The organism is Streptomyces alanosinicus, assembly GCF_014650595.1.
GTDB classification, from domain to species: domain Bacteria; phylum Actinomycetota; class Actinomycetes; order Streptomycetales; family Streptomycetaceae; genus Streptomyces; species Streptomyces alanosinicus.
In genome coordinates this window covers 958966-975524 of the sequence record NZ_BMVG01000001.1, presented here as the reverse complement: position 1 = coordinate 975524, position 16559 = coordinate 958966, and the positions used below count along the sequence as shown (strand labels likewise).

13 protein-coding genes are annotated in these 16559 nt (G+C 72.4%); 6 read left to right on the top strand and 7 right to left on the bottom strand.

What is annotated here, in order from left to right:
* The first annotated feature begins 120 nt into the window (after positions 1–120).
* Both IE277_RS04430 and IE277_RS04425 read left to right on the top strand, forming a co-directional pair.
* Positions 121–597 carry a single-stranded DNA-binding protein gene (locus IE277_RS04430; protein ID WP_189948627.1) on the top strand — a complete coding sequence of 159 codons (477 nt, stop codon included), beginning with the start codon at positions 121–123 and terminating at the stop codon, positions 595–597.
* A 239-nt stretch (positions 598–836) separates the two neighbouring features.
* Complete coding sequence (locus IE277_RS04425; protein ID WP_189948625.1) at positions 837–2303, top strand: Cys-Gln thioester bond-forming surface protein; 1467 nt, start codon at positions 837–839, stop codon at positions 2301–2303.
* A 23-nt stretch (positions 2304–2326) separates the two neighbouring features.
* On the opposite strand, the gene IE277_RS04420 is transcribed toward IE277_RS04425, so the two are convergent.
* Entirely contained in the window at positions 2327–3811 is a 1485-nt protein-coding gene (locus IE277_RS04420) for a hypothetical protein (protein WP_189948623.1), read from the bottom strand.
* A 182-nt stretch (positions 3812–3993) separates the two neighbouring features.
* On the opposite strand from IE277_RS04420, the gene ettA reads away from it, so the two are divergent.
* The 3 genes from ettA to IE277_RS04405 are packed head-to-tail and all read left to right on the top strand — an operon-like array spanning position 3994 to position 6764.
* A complete protein-coding gene (ettA, locus tag IE277_RS04415; protein ID WP_189948621.1) occupies positions 3994–5658 on the top strand; it encodes an energy-dependent translational throttle protein EttA in 1665 nt (554 codons plus the stop codon).
* 6 nt (positions 5659–5664) lie between these two features.
* Positions 5665–6090, top strand: coding sequence for an acyl-CoA thioesterase (locus IE277_RS04410; RefSeq protein ID WP_189948619.1), 426 nt, complete (start codon positions 5665–5667; stop codon positions 6088–6090).
* Complete coding sequence (locus tag IE277_RS04405) at positions 6087–6764, top strand: DUF8185 domain-containing protein (RefSeq protein WP_189948617.1); 678 nt, start codon at positions 6087–6089, stop codon at positions 6762–6764. The genes IE277_RS04410 and IE277_RS04405 overlap by 4 nt, the downstream gene beginning before the upstream one ends.
* 87 nt (positions 6765–6851) lie before the next feature.
* Here the strand turns inward: IE277_RS04405 and IE277_RS04400 are convergent, their stop codons facing one another.
* A complete protein-coding gene (locus IE277_RS04400; protein WP_189948616.1) occupies positions 6852–7256 on the bottom strand; it encodes a globin in 405 nt (134 codons plus the stop codon).
* 266 nt (positions 7257–7522) lie between these two features.
* Here IE277_RS04400 and IE277_RS04395 point away from each other — a divergent pair, with 266 nt between their 5' ends.
* Positions 7523–8506, top strand: coding sequence for a methyltransferase domain-containing protein (locus IE277_RS04395; protein WP_189948615.1), 984 nt, complete (start codon positions 7523–7525; stop codon positions 8504–8506).
* 18 nt (positions 8507–8524) lie between these two features.
* On the opposite strand, the gene IE277_RS04390 is transcribed toward IE277_RS04395, so the two are convergent.
* The 5 genes from IE277_RS04390 to IE277_RS04370 form a co-directional block, all read right to left on the bottom strand.
* Complete coding sequence (locus IE277_RS04390; RefSeq protein ID WP_189948614.1) at positions 8525–10099, bottom strand: FHA domain-containing protein; 1575 nt, start codon at positions 10097–10099, stop codon at positions 8525–8527.
* 32 nt (positions 10100–10131) lie between these two features.
* Positions 10132–11472 carry a vWA domain-containing protein gene (locus IE277_RS04385; RefSeq protein ID WP_189948613.1) on the bottom strand — a complete coding sequence of 447 codons (1341 nt, stop codon included), beginning with the start codon at positions 11470–11472 and terminating at the stop codon, positions 10132–10134.
* 103 nt (positions 11473–11575) lie between these two features.
* On the bottom strand, positions 11576–12784 hold the full coding sequence (locus IE277_RS04380; protein WP_189948612.1) for a PP2C family protein-serine/threonine phosphatase: 1209 nt from the start codon (positions 12782–12784) through the stop codon (positions 11576–11578).
* A 3-nt stretch (positions 12785–12787) separates the two neighbouring features.
* A complete protein-coding gene (locus IE277_RS04375; RefSeq protein WP_189948611.1) occupies positions 12788–15256 on the bottom strand; it encodes a serine/threonine-protein kinase in 2469 nt (822 codons plus the stop codon).
* A complete protein-coding gene (locus tag IE277_RS04370) occupies positions 15253–16527 on the bottom strand; it encodes a coiled-coil domain-containing protein (RefSeq protein WP_189948610.1) in 1275 nt (424 codons plus the stop codon). The genes IE277_RS04375 and IE277_RS04370 overlap by 4 nt, the downstream gene beginning before the upstream one ends.
* Between the last annotated feature and the right edge of the window lie 32 nt (positions 16528–16559).

The window sequence follows — 16559 nt, the reverse complement described above, 5'->3', positions numbered from 1 at the left end:
ACGTGCCGGCGCGTACGGCGGTCGTACGCGCCGGCACGGCAGACACAGCCGTACGGGACGGGCCCGTACGCGTGTCCGCCCGGCCGTCGCGGGCCGGGCGGGGGAGGGGAGTGCAAGGAGATGAACGAGACGATCGTCTGCGTGGTGGGCAACGTGGCGACCCCGCCGGTGTACCGGGAGTCGGCGGCGGGACCGTCGGCCCGGTTCCGGCTCGCGGTGACCGCGCGCTACTGGGACCGGGAGAAGAGCGTCTGGACGGACGGACACACCAACTTCTTCACGGTGTGGGCCAACCGGCAGCTCGCGGTGAACGTGGCGGCGTGCGTGGAGGTGGGCCAGCCACTTGTCGTACAGGGCCGGCTGAAGGTGCGCACGGAGGTGCGCGACGGGCAGCAGCAGCGGGCGTCGGCCGATATCGACGCCGTGACGGTCGGCCACGACCTCGCCCGCGGTACGGCCGCCTTCCAGCGCACGGCCAGGCCGGAACCGGCGCTCACGGCGGCCCGGCCGGAGCCCGACTGGGAGACACCGCGCCCCGCCGGTCCACCGGACGGGGCAGTGGCTCAACAGGCCCCGGAACCAGCAGTGGTGACATGACATCAGCGGCCGAGGGACGCGCCGGTCCCGGCCGTTCGGTCCCGGCGCGGTCGCCGAACGCCCGCTGCGAACGGGTGGATTTGTCGATTTGCGCAGCTCATGGGCGGTCCCGGGGATAACGATTGCGGATCGGATCGCCCATCGGATCATCCGACCGGCGGGAGAGGCTGCGACTGATCCATAGGATGCCGGGCGTGCCCCTCGGGGGGTCGTCGATTCTGCTGGTGGGACCGCCCCCCATGTCCAACGGGTCCTGCTCGAAGGGGAATTCTGTGCATTCTGCGTTCTCTGGGTTCCGCCGTTCCGCCGGAGCGGCGCGCCTGGCCGCCGCTGCGACGGTTTCCGGTCTCGTGGCAGCCGGTGCGCTGTCCGGTGCCGGCAGGGCCGCGGCCGACGAGACACCGCAGACCCCGGGCGGGGCGACGGCCACGATCAACGGCCTGAAGACCTACGGCGAGGCCGTGATCCACGAGGACGGCGGCGACCAGCGGGTGGCGGCGGGCCTGTTCGAGATGTCCGTCGACGGCGGCGGCGCCCTGCAGACGTACTGCGTCGATCTGCACAACCCGACCCAGCGCGACGCCCGCTACCAGGAGACGTCCTGGAGCGGCACCTCGCTGGGCGCCAACAAGGACGCCGGCAAGATCCGTTGGATCCTGCAGAACTCCTACCCCCAGGTCAACGACCTCGCCGCGCTCGCCCACCGGGCCGGCGCCGGCACGCTCACCGAGCAGGACGCGGCGGCCGGCACCCAGGTGGCCATCTGGCGCTACTCCGACCATGTCAAGGTCGACGCCGTCGACCCGCAGGCCGAGAAGCTCGCCGACTATCTGCAGAAGAGCGCCCGCGACCTCGGTGAACCGCGGGCCTCGCTCACCCTGGACCCGCCGGCGGTCTCCGGCCGCCCGGGTGACCTGCTCGGCCCGGTGACCGTGCACACCAACGCGGCCGGAGTCACCGTGAGTCCGCCCGCGGACGCGGCCACCAGCGGGGTCAAGATCACCGACAGCACCGGCAAGGCGATCAACTCGGCGAAGGACGGCAGCCGGCTGTACTTCGACATCCCCGAGGACGCTTCCGCGGGCCCCGCGCACACCTTCGGCAGCGCGGGAAGCGCGGCGCAACTGACCGTGCAGGCGTCGACCACCGTGCCCGTCGGCCGCGCCCTCGCCTCCGACAGCCGCAGCCAGACCCAGATACTGGCCGGCTCCAGCGAGTCCACCGTCTCCGCGACCGCGACCGCCACCTGGGCGCCCGAGGGGGCCATACCAGCGGTCTCGGCCCGCAAGAACTGCGCGAAGAGCGGCGTGGACATCATCGCGGCCAACAAGGGCGACGAGCCCTTCAGTTTCGAGCTGACGGGCGTCGAGCACACCATCCCCGCGGGTGCCGTCCGCACGGTGACCATCCCGCTCCAGGAGGACCAGGCCTACGACTTCACGATCACCGGGCCGCACGGCTTCAGCCGCCGCTTCACCGGTGTCCTCGACTGCCGGACGCAGGGCGCGATCACGACACAGACGACCCAGGCCCACAACGAGCCCGGCCCCGCCACGGTCGGCGGCAGCGCGGCCCCCGACACCGACCTCGCCGCGACGGGCGGCTCCGCGATCACCCCGCTGATCGCCGGAGTGGCCATCGGCTTCGTCGTGATCGGCGGCGCGGTCCTGATCCTCCACCGCAAACGCGAACAGCCGGACAGCTGACCTCGTCGGGCGTCATCACCCGGTCACTTTCTCGCCGCCTTCAGAAGCTGGTCCACCGTGCGTTCCGTCCAGCGGTCCTCCGTCTTCATTCCGTAGGGCGCTTGCTCCGAGTCGCTGAGGTGCTCGACTCCTTTCCGGTCCCGCGAGATGGTGACGACCAGTTCGGGAGAGGTGTCGCCCTTGGCGAAATCGGCTCCCTCGTACCACTGACGGAGGACCGACCATGCGGTCGCATAGTCCGTACGGTGTGTCAGGTTCAGCATTTCGCTGCTGTGATAGACCTTGGAGGAATAGCGAATGAAGTCGTCCCCCTGGTTCGCGACCCAGTCCGGGGCGTCCCGGAGATGTCTCTCGCCCGCGTGCTCCGTGTCCCAGGAGGCCTCGCCCGAGTCGGCGTAGTCGTTCCCCAGGGTGCCGCGATCGGCGCGGATGAAGGAAACGCTCGCGCCGGCCTCGATGCGCCCGAACCCCGCGCTCAGCGGCACATCGACGACGAAGTCGCCGGAGACGTCGTCCCCGGGATCGAGCCAGTCCCCCGGCTCCGCGAGCCTCCCCGTGCCGAGCATGCGGGACGGCGCGTACACGACGTGTCTCACCGTCTCGTCGTCATTCAACAACTCCCGCTTCCACACATCCGCCCTCGTGCCCTTCTCCGTGAACCGGGTCGGCCATCCCCGCACCGTCCACATGGTTCCCACGAGGGAGATCCGCACCGAACCGGCATTACGGAACTCCACATGCGCCGGAACATGCAGCACAGTCCCGTCCGCGCTCAGGGTGGGGTCGCCGAACGAGACGCCGAAAGGAATGCGCACGGGCGTGGAGTACGGAACGTACATCTGTGAATAGGCGAGGCTCGCGAGTCCGACGGCGCCGGACACCACCACACCGAGCGCGACGCCCTTGGGGTGGGGGATCTGCCGCCACACCCCCTGCCGCGTCAGCGTCCACAGGGACCAGACCACCCAGAGCACCAGCGCGATCCACAGCAGGAGGAAGGGGGTGTAGTCGCCACCCTGGATCTGTGTGATCAGGAACATCAGGTTCGTGAGCGTCACCGTGGCGACGCCCACCAGGACGGCCGCGCCCGAGTAGCGCGAGGCCCTCTTGCCCCAGTAGTCGGCCACCGCCACCGTCGCGACCGCCTCCGCCAGCGCCGCCGCGACGAAGGTGACCCCGACCACGCGCCCCCCGTACGCCAGCGCGTTGAACGCGTCCGACATGCCCACGTATGACAACACCGCGGCGGACGCGAGAAGCCCCAGCGCCATCAGCACGCCGGCGGCGCGTCTTCGCACGGGGCGGTCCGGCCAGCAGGACCTGTCCGCCACCCAGCGGACCTGGCCCGGGTCGTCGAGGTCGAGGTCCGCGGGCAGGCCCGCCCGGCGCAGAAGCCTTCGCGCACCGCGAGGCGACCAGGCCCGGCCGACCCTCTCCCCTCGGACACGCACGACCCGAAGACCCCGGCCGTCCGGGGCCTCCACGACGACAAGTGGGTGGCTGCTCATGAGCAAAGGGTGATGATCCCCTCGCACCGCCGCCCGTAACGACGCGCGCCCCCACCCCGGCGAGCCGACGAAGCCCCAGGTCACAGCCCCCCGGCGATACGGGTTTCCATCCAGGCCTGGCGGTCAGGCAAGATGGGTTGTATCTGCCCACTGCCAGATTTCAAGCTGCCGGACGGTTTCTCTTGGCTGAGTTCATTTACACCATGCGCAAGGCGCGCAAAGCGCACGGCGACAAGGTGATCCTCGACGACGTCACCCTGAGCTTCCTGCCGGGAGCGAAGATCGGTGTCGTCGGCCCGAACGGTGCCGGTAAGTCGACCGTGCTGAAGATCATGGCCGGTCTCGAGCAGCCGTCGAACGGCGACGCGTTCCTGTCGCCGGGCTACAGCGTCGGCATCCTGCTGCAGGAGCCCCCGCTGAACGAGGAGAAGACCGTCCTGGAGAACGTCCAGGACGGTGTCGCCGAGATCAAGGGCAAGCTGGACCGGTTCAACGAGATCGCCGAGCAGATGGCGACCGAGTACACCGACGCGCTCATGGACGAGATGGGCAAGCTCCAGGAGGAGCTGGACCACGCCAACGCCTGGGACCTCGACGCCCAGCTGGAGCAGGCCATGGACGCCCTGGGCTGCCCGCCCGGCGACTGGCCCGTCACCAACCTCTCCGGTGGTGAGAAGCGCCGCGTCGCGCTCTGCAAGCTGCTGCTCGAAGCCCCCGACCTGCTGCTCCTCGACGAGCCCACCAACCACCTCGACGCCGAGTCGGTGAACTGGCTGGAGCAGCACCTCGCCAAGTACCCGGGCACCGTCGTGGCCGTCACCCACGACCGGTACTTCCTCGACAACGTCGCCGGCTGGATCTGCGAGGTCGACCGCGGCCGCCTGCACGGCTACGAGGGCAACTACTCGAAGTACCTGGAGACCAAGGCCACCCGCCTCAAGGTCGAGGGCCAGAAGGACGCCAAGCGGCAGAAGCGGCTCAAGGAAGAGCTGGAGTGGGTCCGCTCCAACGCCAAGGGGCGCCAGGCCAAGTCCAAGGCCCGTCTCGCCCGGTACGAGGAGATGGCCGCCGAGGCCGACAAGATGCGGAAGCTGGACTTCGAGGAGATCCAGATCCCGCCGGGCCCGCGGCTCGGCAACGTCGTCGTCGAGGTCGACAAGCTGAACAAGGCCTTCGGCGAGAAGGTCCTCGTCGACGGGCTGAGCTTCACCCTCCCGCGCAACGGCATCGTCGGCGTCATCGGCCCGAACGGCGCCGGCAAGACCACGCTGTTCAAGATGATCCAGGGCCTGGAGACCCCGGACTCCGGCGACATCAAGGTCGGCGAGACCGTCAAGATCTCCTACGTCGACCAGAGCCGCGAGAACCTCGACCCCAAGAAGACGCTGTGGGAGGTCGTGTCCGACGGGCTCGACTACATCAACGTCGGTCAGGTCGAGATGCCGTCCCGCGCGTATGTGTCCGCCTTCGGTTTCAAGGGCCCGGACCAGCAGAAGCCGGCCGGTGTGCTCTCCGGTGGTGAGCGCAACCGCCTCAACCTGGCGCTGACCCTGAAGCAGGGCGGCAACCTGCTGCTTCTCGACGAGCCCACCAACGACCTCGACGTCGAGACCCTCTCCAGCCTGGAGAACGCGCTGCTGGAGTTCCCCGGCTGCGCCGTCGTCGTCTCCCACGACCGGTGGTTCCTCGACCGTGTCGCCACGCACATCCTCGCCTACGAGGGTGAGTCGCGGTGGTTCTGGTTCGAGGGCAACTTCGAGTCGTACGAGAAGAACAAGGTCGAGCGGCTCGGTCCGGACGCCGCGCGTCCGCACCGCGCCACCTACAAGAAGCTGACCCGGGGCTGATCGGTCTTGCGCCACATCTACCGCTGCCCGCTGCGCTGGTCGGACATGGACGCGTACGGACATGTCAACAACGCGATCTTCCTCCGCTATCTGGAGGAGGCCCGCATCGACTTCACGTCCCTGAGGGGCGCGGAGTCCAAGCAGGGGTCCGTGGTGGCGCGCCATGAGATCGACTACCGGCGCCAGCTCACCCACCGGCCCACGCCCGTGGACATCGAGCTGTGGGTCACGGAGATCAGGGCCGCGTCCTTCACCGTCTCCTACGAGGTGAAGGACCCGGACGTGATCTACGTCCAGGCGCGGACCGTGGTCGTCCCGTTCGACTTCGAGGCGCAGCGGCCGCGCCGGATCACCGCCGAGGAGCGGGAGTTCCTCCAGCGGTACACGGACAACGCCGATGACACCGCCGACGAGGAGGCCGTCGCCGCATGACGGTGCTGCACCTGGCCGACGAGACGGAGGCGGCCGATCTCGCCGCCTTCCTCTCCCGGCTGCTCCACTACGACCGTGGAGCCGCGGTGCGGCTGCAGGCGGTCGGCACGGCACTCGCCGTGTTCGGCCGCCCGCCGTCCTTCGAGGTGCTCGCCGTCCGCGCGGTACGGCTGGCGAAGCCGTACGAGAACGGGCTCGACGCCACCCTCGACGTGACCGTCTCCGCCGGTCAGCTCCTGGAGTCCGTGGACGAGCGCGCGGCCACCGCGCAGGTGCCCGCCGCGGTCACCGGTCCGCCGTGGGCGGGTGTGCTGCCGCCGCGCGGCGGCTGGCAGGCCGAGCCGGGGCTGCCCGTCCCGGAGGCGCTGCGGGCGACCGTCGCCGCGGCGGTCACCGAGTTCCGCTCGCGTACCGGGGAGCTGGCGCACGAGGGCCGTACCCGCGCGGAGCTGGACCGGATCGGGCGGGACATCTGGTCCCGGGAGATCGGCCGGACCGGGCTTCCGGTGCGGGCCGTGCACGCGGCCCAGTCCCTGGGCTTCCTGCGGCCGGGCGGCGATCCCGCCGACACCGGGCTGTTCTCCTCGGGGGCGTGGCTCAGGCTGCGCACCCCGTACGGCTCCGTCGTCGTACGGCGCGCCGGGCTCGGCACGCTCGGCGTCAGCGTCCGCTGAACCCGCCCCGTCACTCGCCCCGTCACTCGCCCCGTTTCAGCCCTTCGGGCGATGCGGAATTCGACCTTCAGCGGCGGGAGTCGAGGCTCACTCCGGTGTGTTCACCATCGACGCGGCCGCGTACGTCAGGTAGTTCCACAGCGTCGTCCGGTGCTCCTCGGAGAGTCCCAGCTCCTCGACGGCGACCCGCATGTGCCGCAGCCAGGCGTCGTGCGCCGCGCGGTCCACGGTGAACGGGGCGTGCCGCATCCGCAGCCGCGGGTGGCCACGGTTGTCGCTGTAGGTGGTGGGGCCGCCCCAGTACTGCATCAGGAACAGGGCCAGCCGCTCCTCGGCCGGGCCCAGGTCCTCCTCCGGGTACATCGGCTTCAGGATCGGGTCCTCGGCGACCCCCTCGTAGAAACGGTGGACGAGCCGACGGAAGGTCTCCTCCCCGCCGACCTGCTCGTAGAAGGTCTGCTCCTGAAGCGTGCCGCGCCGAATCTCATTCACGCCCCCATGGTCTCAGACCGGGTGACCGAGGACTCAAGCCTTAGGTCCTGTCCGGCGGATCCTGTCGCGGACGCGGGGGCCGGCACGCCCATCTGCGGCGTTGTCGTCACTCGCCGACGCTCCGCGTCGACTCCCTCCTCCGCCTTGCAGCTCGACGCACCAGCCCCCGCTCACCTGCGCCGATGAGGCACCGCCACTTTCCCGCGACCTGATCCGCCGGACAGGCCCTAGGACTCGCGGGGGCGGCCCGCCCCTACTGTGGAGCCATGGGGACGGGTGTGTACGACACCGAGACCGAGTTGCTGGCCGCCGCCGAGCGGGCCGCGCTGGTGCGGAAGATCGACGCCGAGGGGGTCTGGGCCGGGGACCCGGTGTGGCGGGAGGCGTTCGCGGCCGTGCCCCGGCATCTGTTCGTGCCGTACTACTACGTCGCCGGACGGCACGGCTATGAGCGCCGCTGGGGCGAGGGCCCCGGGCGCCGGGCCCGCGAGCGCTGGCTGCGCGGCGCCTACGCGGATGTGCCGCTGGCCACCCGGCTGCGCGACGGCGAGCTGCTCTCCTCCAGCAGCCAGCCCTCCCTGATGGCGCGGATGCTGGTCGCGCTGGCGGTCGAGGACGGCGACCGGGTCCTGGAGGTGGGCGCCGGTACCGGCTACAACGCGGCCCTGCTCGCCCACCGGCTCGGCGACGACGACCTCGTCACCACCGTCGACCTGGAACCGGAGATCACCGAGTCGGCCCGCCGGCATCTGGACGCGGCCGGCTTCCATCCGGTCGTCGTCACCGGCGACGGTGCCCGCGGGGTGCTCGAACGCGCCCCCTTCGACCGGATCATCGCCACCTGTGAGCTGTCCACCGTCCCGCGCGCCTGGCTCGCCCAGTGCCGCCCCGGCGCCCGGATCCTCACCCCGCTGGCCACCGGCCTGCTCGCGCTGACGGTCCGGGACGGGGCACACGCCGAGGGCGGTTTCCTCGACACGGCCGCCTACTTCGTACCGCTGCGCGGCGCGGGCCGCACGGAGCCGGAGGGCGTCTCGCTCGCCGGGCTGCCGGGCCGGGTCCGCGAGCAGGACACGTTCCGCTTCCTGCTCGCGCTGACCCGGGGCACCCTCGATCCGCGGGAGGCCTGCGCGCTGTGGGAGCGCGAGGGCATGCCGGGGCGCGAGCGGTACGGCGTCACCGTCGGCGGCGAGCGCACCTGGGCCTGGCTGGACGAGCCGGCGGGGCCGTACGCCTGGCCCCTGCCGTGACCCGTCCCCGGGCCTCGCTCAGGCCCGCCGTACGGTGATCGTCGTCCAGGCGCCCACGTGCACCCGGTCCCCGTCCTGCAGCGGCACCGGCACGAACGGCTGGATCGGTTCCTCGGACATGTTGACCGTGGTGCCGTTGGTCGAGTTCTGGTCGACGACCGCCCAGCTGCCGTCGGGCTGCTGCACCAGCACCGCGTGCTGATGCGAGACGCCCGGGTCCTCCGGCGGCACCGACAGGTCGACATCGGGGGTGTCGCCGGTGGAGTGCCGGCGGCGGCCGATGGTGAGCTGGTTGCCGTCGAGCGTGCGCTGCTGCTCGGGCGAGTACGCGGGCAGGTTCAGGCCCGCGGCCTCCGGCCCCGAGCGCTGCATCATCGCCATGAAGTAGTCGCGGTCCGGGCCGATCGTCGCCGTCCAGGTGGCCCGCTGCTGCGGGAAACCGGGGCCGGGCGGGGGCGGGGCCTGAGGGGAGGCGGGCTGCGGGTAGCCGTAGCCGCCGCCGGGACCGCCGTGCTGACCGCCGCCGGGACCGCCGTGCTGACCGCCGCCGGGACCGCCGTGCTGACCGCCGCCGGGACCGCCGTGCTGACCGCCGCCGGGATGGGCGGACGACGGCGGGGAGATCACCCAGTCGTCCTCAGCGCCGCCGAAGGAGGGACCGCCGAAGGCGGGGCCACCGGGGGGCGGACCGCCGACCGGGGGCCGGCCGGTCTCGCCCGGGAACGCGGGCGGTGCGGGCGGAGCTGGCTGCGCGTACGCCTGCGGAGCGCCACCGGGGCCGCCACCGGGCCCGGCAGGCGGGGTCATGCCGGGCGGCGGCGGTACCGGACGCGAGGGGTCGCCGCCGAAGCCGGCGGGACCGGGCGCGCCGGGGCCGCCCTGGGGCGGGCCGGGGGGAGTCGGGACACCGGGACCCGAGGGCTCACGGCCGTAGGGTGCGCCGGGACCGGACGGCTCGCGCCCGAAGGGCGGCGGACCGGCGGGGCCACCGGGACCCTGGCCCTGGCCGGGACCTTGCCCCTGGCCGGGCCCGGGGCCGTAGCCGGAAGGAGCACCCGGGTTGCCGCCGTACGCGGGCGGGGCGGGCGGACCCGAGGGGCCGGGTGAGGTCTGCGGGCCGGCCGGGCCGCCGAACGGCGCCGGGCCCGACGGCTCGCTGCCGAAGGACGGGATCGGCTCGGCGGGCCGGTTCATCTGCGAGGGCCGCGAGCCCTGGTACTCGTACCCGTCACCGGCGCCGTAGGTCGCGCTCGGCGGCTGGAACCGCGCCTGCGGCGGGCGCGGCGCGGCCGGCGCGGCCGGGGTGTACGAGGTGGCCGTGTTGGTCAGGAAGTTCCACCGGCACTCCTCGCAGAAGGGCGCGCCGCCCTCACGGGGCGTACGGCACTGCGGGCACAGCTCCGGCTCCGGGACCGGCATGCCCTGCGGGCGCGGCGCGGGCGGGACGCCCTGCGGGGGCGGCGGCGGGAAGCCGTAACCGCCCGCGGGCGGGGGCGGCGGCGGGGGCGGAGGTACGGCACCGGCCATGCGGTGACCGCAGACCTCGCACCAGTCGTCGGAACCCGACTGGTGTCCGTTCGGGCAGGTCGGCATGTCGGCGGTTCCCCTTCTCCAAGCTTCCAGGGTCACTTCTTTACACGAACAGTCTTTGTGGACCGGGTTTCCAAGGTCATCTCATCCGCCTCGGCCACCCTCGTCTTCAACCGCACAGTACCTGTCGCGGCATCGACCACGTCCACCACCTTCGCAAGCAGTTTCGCAGTATCGGCGTTCCCCGAGGCACTGGCGAGCTGAACTGCACGCCCCAGTTTGGCTGTTGCTCCATCGAAATCGCCCGCTTTGCGAAGGTCCAGCCCTTGCTGGATGGCTTGCGCCAGTTCGGCCTGCCCGGTGTAGTGGGCGACCTGGGGGTTGATCGAGGTGGAGGCCGTCATGTCGTCGGTCCACACCGCCCGGACCAGGCCCTGCGCGCCCAGGTTCTGTACCGATCCGTCCGATTGCGGGATGACCAGGGACACCCGGGCGGCGAGCATCTCCTGGCCGAGACCGGCCGCCGGGACCTCCACACACAGGTGATAGTCGCGGGACTCGTCGCCCCAGGACCCGGTCGGATAGTCCCCCGCGCGCGGCCCGGCCTCGGTGCGGCGGGCCGTCAAGTCCTCGACGGCGGGCGCCACTTGCTTGACGAACCGGATGGTCGTACCGACCGGTGTCCACACCCGCAGGGCGACGTCGGCGACCCCCTTGCCCATCGCCGTCTCCATCATCCGCGTGAAGTCGGCGGCGAGACCGGCCGGATCGGCGACGATGTCGGCCGTGCCGAGCAGCGCGGAGGCGATCCCTGTGACTTCTTTCACTTCCCAGTCGGTGCCCACGCCCCGCGCGTCACAGGTGAACCGTCCGGCACACGCCTCCAGCGCCGCCGACAGATCCTCCGGGGACTCGTGCTCATTGCGGCCGTCGGTGAGCAGGACGCCGTGCCGGATGGTGACGTCCGCCGAGGCCAGCAGCCGGTCGGCGAGCCGGAGCCAGGTGCCGATGGCCGTACCTCCGCCCGCGCTCAGCCGCCGCAGCGCCTGCTTGGCCTGCTCACGGGTGCTCGCGTCGGCGACCGCGAGCCGCCCGCCGCCCGGATAGACCTCGCTCGCCACATGGGTGCCGCCGATCACCGCGAAGTGCGTGCCGTCGCGCAGGGCGTCGATCGCGGCCGCCGTGGCCTCCCGGGCGCCGCGCATCTTGGCCGGCGGATAGTCCATGGAGCCCGAGCAGTCCACCATGACCGCCACGGCGGCGGACGGGCCGCGGCCCGCCGTGTACACCGGGGTCACGGCGCTGCCGACGGTGCCGCCGCCGGTCGCCGTCACGGTGACGATGGAGTTGACCTCGCGGCCGCTCTCGGGCAGGTACTCGTTCTGGTACACCTCCATCGAGAACTGCGGCACATGCGATTTCGCGAAATTGGCCATGCTCGTTCGAATCCCCCTTGGAACGCCTCGCTGTGACACGAGACGACGCGTGTGAGCGGACCGGTCCCCTGCGGTCCTGTGAGGCTTCCCCGTTCCCTCGGCCTCAGGCCTCTGATGCCCCCTCGGGCGGCGCCGGGAACGGTACGACGGCCACTGTTACGTTGTCGTGGCCCCCGCCGTCCAGGGCGTGGCCGACCAGTACCCGGGCGCTGTGCAAGGGGCGCTCGGCGGCGTCCGCGGGCACCGCCTCGGCCATCTCCTCGGCCGTCTCGGCGTAGTTCCACAGGCCGTCGGTGCACACCACCACGACGCCGGAGCGGTCCGGCTTGAAGGACGCGGTGTGCGGTTCCAGTTCATAGGCGTCCGCGCCGAGCCAGCCGGTGATCGCGTGGGCGCGTTCGTCGGCGTACGCCTCGGACTCGCTCATCAGACCGGCCGCGACCATCTGCGCGGCCCAGGAGTCGTCCTCGGTCAGCCGGGCCGCGGGCGCGCTGCGGTCGTCCGGCACCCAGTAGACCCGGCTGTCGCCGACCCAGCCGACGACCAGCAGCCCGGCGGCGACCACCGTGCCGACGATCGTGCAGGCCGGGGCGTTCTGGTGCGGGGCGTGCTCGCGGGCCGAGGCGGGTTCCTCGGCGAGCGCGTTCACGGCCTGCGCGGCGGCGACGATCGCCTCGTGCAGGGCCGTCTGCGGATGCGTGCCGCGCGGCAGCGCCGCCAGCAGCGTGTCACCGGCGGCCCGGGAGGCGGCGCTCGACGCGTCGTCGGGCCGGGTCGCGGAGGACACGCCGTCGCAGACGACCGCGAGCACCGCCGGGGTGCCGTCGGGCAGCGTGGTGCTGCCGACGGTGAAGGCGTCCTCGTTGCGGTGGTGGCGCAGGCCCCGGTCGCTGACGGCGGCCACCGGGCCCGACTCCCGCTCCATGTGGTCGCGTTCGCGGGGCTGGGCGTGCCCGCAGTTCTCGCAGTAGCCGTCGCTGTCCACCCGGCCCGCCCGGCAGGCCACGCACAACTGCACGGGCTCCTGCGGCGCGGCACCGCCCTCGGGCCGCTCGGCCACCCGCGGGTCGGGTGCCTGCAGCGGGTACTCCTCCGGCTCCGCGGTCCGGTCGAATCGGACCCCGGATCCGGCCGGCCGCGCCGGCTCCCGCGCATCGGAGCCGCTCACGGCGAGCGTCCCATGGTCCTGCGGGGGTGCGGGCACGACGGAGAGGTCGTGTCCGCACGCTCCGCAGAAGAGGTCACCCGACTCCACGGGCTCGGCGCAGCTCGGGCACTTCGCCGGTGCGGTCTGCTGGGGCATCTGCGACATCAACTACACCCACGTCCGGGGGCGGTAACGGTTGGCCCGTTCCACCAGTTCGATCCTCTCCTCGCCGCCGGGCGCCAGCCGGGCCAGCGTGCGGTAGGCGCGCTCCAGGCCGAAGCGGAGGCCCCGCTCGTCCAGACCGCTGCCCAGCAGCACCCGTCCGCCGCCGGCGGGCCGGCTGTCCTGGCCTGTGGAGAGTATCCAGTCCAGCGCCGAGCCGAGCACTTCCGCCGACAACAGCTCGCGGCGCGCCGGGTCCAGACCGTAGGCGTCCAGCGCCTCGACCTGCCCGGCGGCGGCCGTCAGGTCGTCCAGGAACGGTACGTCGCCGGCGGTCGCGGTGCGTTGTCTCAGCCGCGCCCGTACGGCGGCGACCCGGGCGGCCGTGTAGTGGATGGAGGACTCCGGCACCGACTCCAGCGTGTGCACCGCACCCTGCCGGTTCCCGGCCGCGAGCTGCACCCGGGCCAGGCCGAAGGCGGCGCTCACATAGCTGGGGTCGGTCGCCCACACCAGGTGGTAGTACTCGGCCGCGTTGTCCAGCTGGCCGAGCACCTCCGCGCACAGGCCCAGTGCCAGCTTGGGCGAGGCCTCGCCGGGGAAGGCGTCGTAGACCGCGTCGAAGGCGAGCGCGGCGCCCTCGAAGTCGCGGGTGACCAGGGCGGCCACGCCCCGGTACCACACCACCCGCCAGTCGTCGGGCCGCTCCTCCTCCAGCTTGGCGAGGCTCATCAGCGCGGCCTGTGTCTCGTCGCTCTCCAGCCGGGCGCGGATCTGCCGCAGCCGGGTCTCCACGGTCCGCGTGGGCGCCGCCTCCAGGGCGCTGATCAGCTCGGCCGGCGCGGAGGTCATGAGACCGGCCAGGAAGCCCGCGTTGGGGTCGCCCGGGTCGACCAGCGGGACGGGCAGGGCGAGCGAGGCGGCCGGGGTGTCGACGGGCCTGACCAGGGCGGCCGGGGGCAGCGCCGGTGCCTGTGGCACGGCTCTGCGCACCTCGCGCGCCCCCAGCAGGGACACATCGCCCTCCAGCCGCGGGAACAACTCCCGGTCGACGACCCGCACTTCGGGTCCGAACAGCGTCGACAGCGCGGGCCGCGCCTGTCCGCTCTGCAGCGAGACCACCTCGCGCAGCACACCGGTCAGCTGCTCCGCCATCTCCTGCGCGGAACCGAACCGGCGGGCCGGGTCGGGGTCGGTGGCCCGCACGAGCAGCCGGTAGAAGGACTCGTAGCGGCGGAAGACCTCGATGGTGTCCGGGTCGGGCAGGGAGTCGGCGTAGACGGTCGTGTAGCCCTGGAAGTCGAAGGTGAGCACCGCGAGCGTACGGCCCACCGTGTACAGGTCGCTCGCCACCGACGGGCCGGCCTCGGCGACCTCCGGCGCCTGGTAGCCGACCGTGCCGTAGATCGCCGACTCCTCGTCGTCCATGCGGCGCACCGCGCCCATGTCGATCAGCTTGAGCTGGTCCTCGGTCTGGATGGCGTTGTCGACCTTGAAGTCGCAGTACAGCAGGTTGCGGCTGTGCAGATGGCCGAGGGCCTCCAGGGCCTCGATGCCGTAGGCGCACGCCTGCTCCACCGGCAGCGGATCGCGTCGGCCCTCGGCGGTGCGGCGGGCGTTGGCGATCTCCTTCAGGGACTTGCCGCCGACGTACTCCATGACGATGTAGCCGTCGAGGGAGCCGGTGCGCTGGTCGAGATGCTCGACGAAGTTGTAGATCCGCACGATGTTGCCGTGCTCGATCTCCGCGAGGAAGCGCCGCTCGGAGATCGCGGCGGCCATCGCGTCCTGGTCGCCGGTGTCCAGCAGGCCCTTGAGTACCACCCACCGGTCGGACACGGCCCGGTCCACGGCCAGATAGACCCAGCCGAGCCCGCCGTGCGCCAGACAGCCGGCGACCTCGTACTGGCCGTGCACCACGTCGCCGGCCTTCAGCTTGGGCACGAAGGAGTACGGGTGTCCGCACTTGGTGCAGAAGCCCTCCGTACGGCCCGCCCGCTCGCCCCGGGCGCGACCGACGGGCACCCCGCAGTCGGCGCGCGAGCAGAACCGCTTGCGCTCGGGCACCTCCGGGTTCTCCAGCACCATCGCGCGCGGGTCGGGGCGCGGCACCTGCGGCACGTTCACCAGGCCGGCGCCGAGCCGGCCGCGCGTGGACGTCCCCGAGGAGGAGCCGGAGCTGCGCACCGACACCGAACGCCCGGTGGAGCGGCCCGACAGGGAGCGCGAGAGCCGCCCCGACACCGAGCGCCGCGACTTCGACGACTGGGAGGACGTGCGCGAGCTGTGCGAACCCCGCGAACTGCCGCTCTCCACGGCGCCCTTGGTGAGCCCGGTGGGCGGCGAGCCGACCATCCCGTTCTCCGACACCACCGGCGCCAGGCCGCAGGTGTCGCAGTACAGCTCACCGCCGCCGACGTCCTCGTACGACCCCTCGCAGCCCGGCCGCTGACAGGTCTGCCCCGCCTGACTCATGACTGACCCCCCTTACGGTCCTCCGGCGCCCCCGCGCCGCCCAGTAGTTCGGCTGCCAGCTGCTGATAGCGCAGCACGGCCTGTTCGGCCACCCGCAGGTCGCAGGGCGCGCTCCACAGCATCCGCCGGGCCGCGTCGTACCGCTCGACCAGGAACGGGTCCTCGGCGAGCCCGTGCCGGGCCACCTTCGCCTTGTAGGCGTCGAGTCGGCCGCGCAGTTCGGCGCGGACCGCGAGCGGTGCGGTGACCGCGGTCAACGACTCGCGGGCGCGCAGCAGTTCGTCCTCCGCCTTCTGCTCCAGCGACTCCAGCAGCGGGGACAGCCGGTGCCACTGCGCCTGCCTGCGGTACTCGGCCGCCGTCGCCAGCTGCTCCTGGAGCACCGTCGGCGGGCCGCTGACCACCGGCACCTCCGTCGCCGCGATCTTCGCCAGCACCTCGCCGCGGGCCGTACGGGCCTCGGCGAGGGTGCGGTCGGCGCGCGAGAGCACGTCCCGCAGCCGGATCAGCCGCGCCTCCGCGTCCTGGCGGACCGTCAGCACGGCGTCGATCTCCCGGCGCACATCCTCCAGGGCGCGCGCCTCACGGTCGTACACCGTGGTGTCCGGACGGCCGCCGCCCGGCGCCGAACTGCCGGCGGTCGGCGTCCAGAAGGCCAGCGGGTCCGAGACGACCTCCTCGCGCAGCCGGGTCAGCGTCCGGGTGATCTGCTCCAGGTCGTCGCCCGCCGGATGCTCGCCGGGGCGTACCCCGACGGAGTGTGCGAGCGACCGGGTGCGCTGGAGCTCCGCGGCGAGTAAATCGATCCGGGCGGGCAGCGCCGACCACACCGCGTCGGCGGTGACGACCAGGTCCAGGCTCGTCGCGTACAGCTCGTTCATCCGGTCCACCAGCGCGGCCAGCGAGAAGGACTCGCTCAGCCGGTCGCCGCCGGCCACCGTCACCGACTCGCCGCGCAGCAGCCCGGTCAGCTCCACCAGGTCCTCGCGGCTGGACCAGCGGCGCCGGCCGCGGATCTCCCGGGCGGAGCGCAGCGCGGCCGCGTAGGCGTCGAAATACCCCCACAGCAGGGTGATCTGCGCTTCCGTGGACTGCCAGCGCTCCTGGGTGACACCGGTCAGCCGGGCGCCTTCGAGGAGTCTGCGGCCCGCGTGGTCCTGCAACGCCAGCAGCGAGGTCTCGATCGCCTCGTGCTCCTGGCCGAGCCGCGCCAGCGCACGGTCCACCTCGTCCCGGTCCATCACCGGCCCGGCGGGGTCCGTGACGCCCATCGATCACCTCTCGCTGCTTCGGTCTTCCGGTC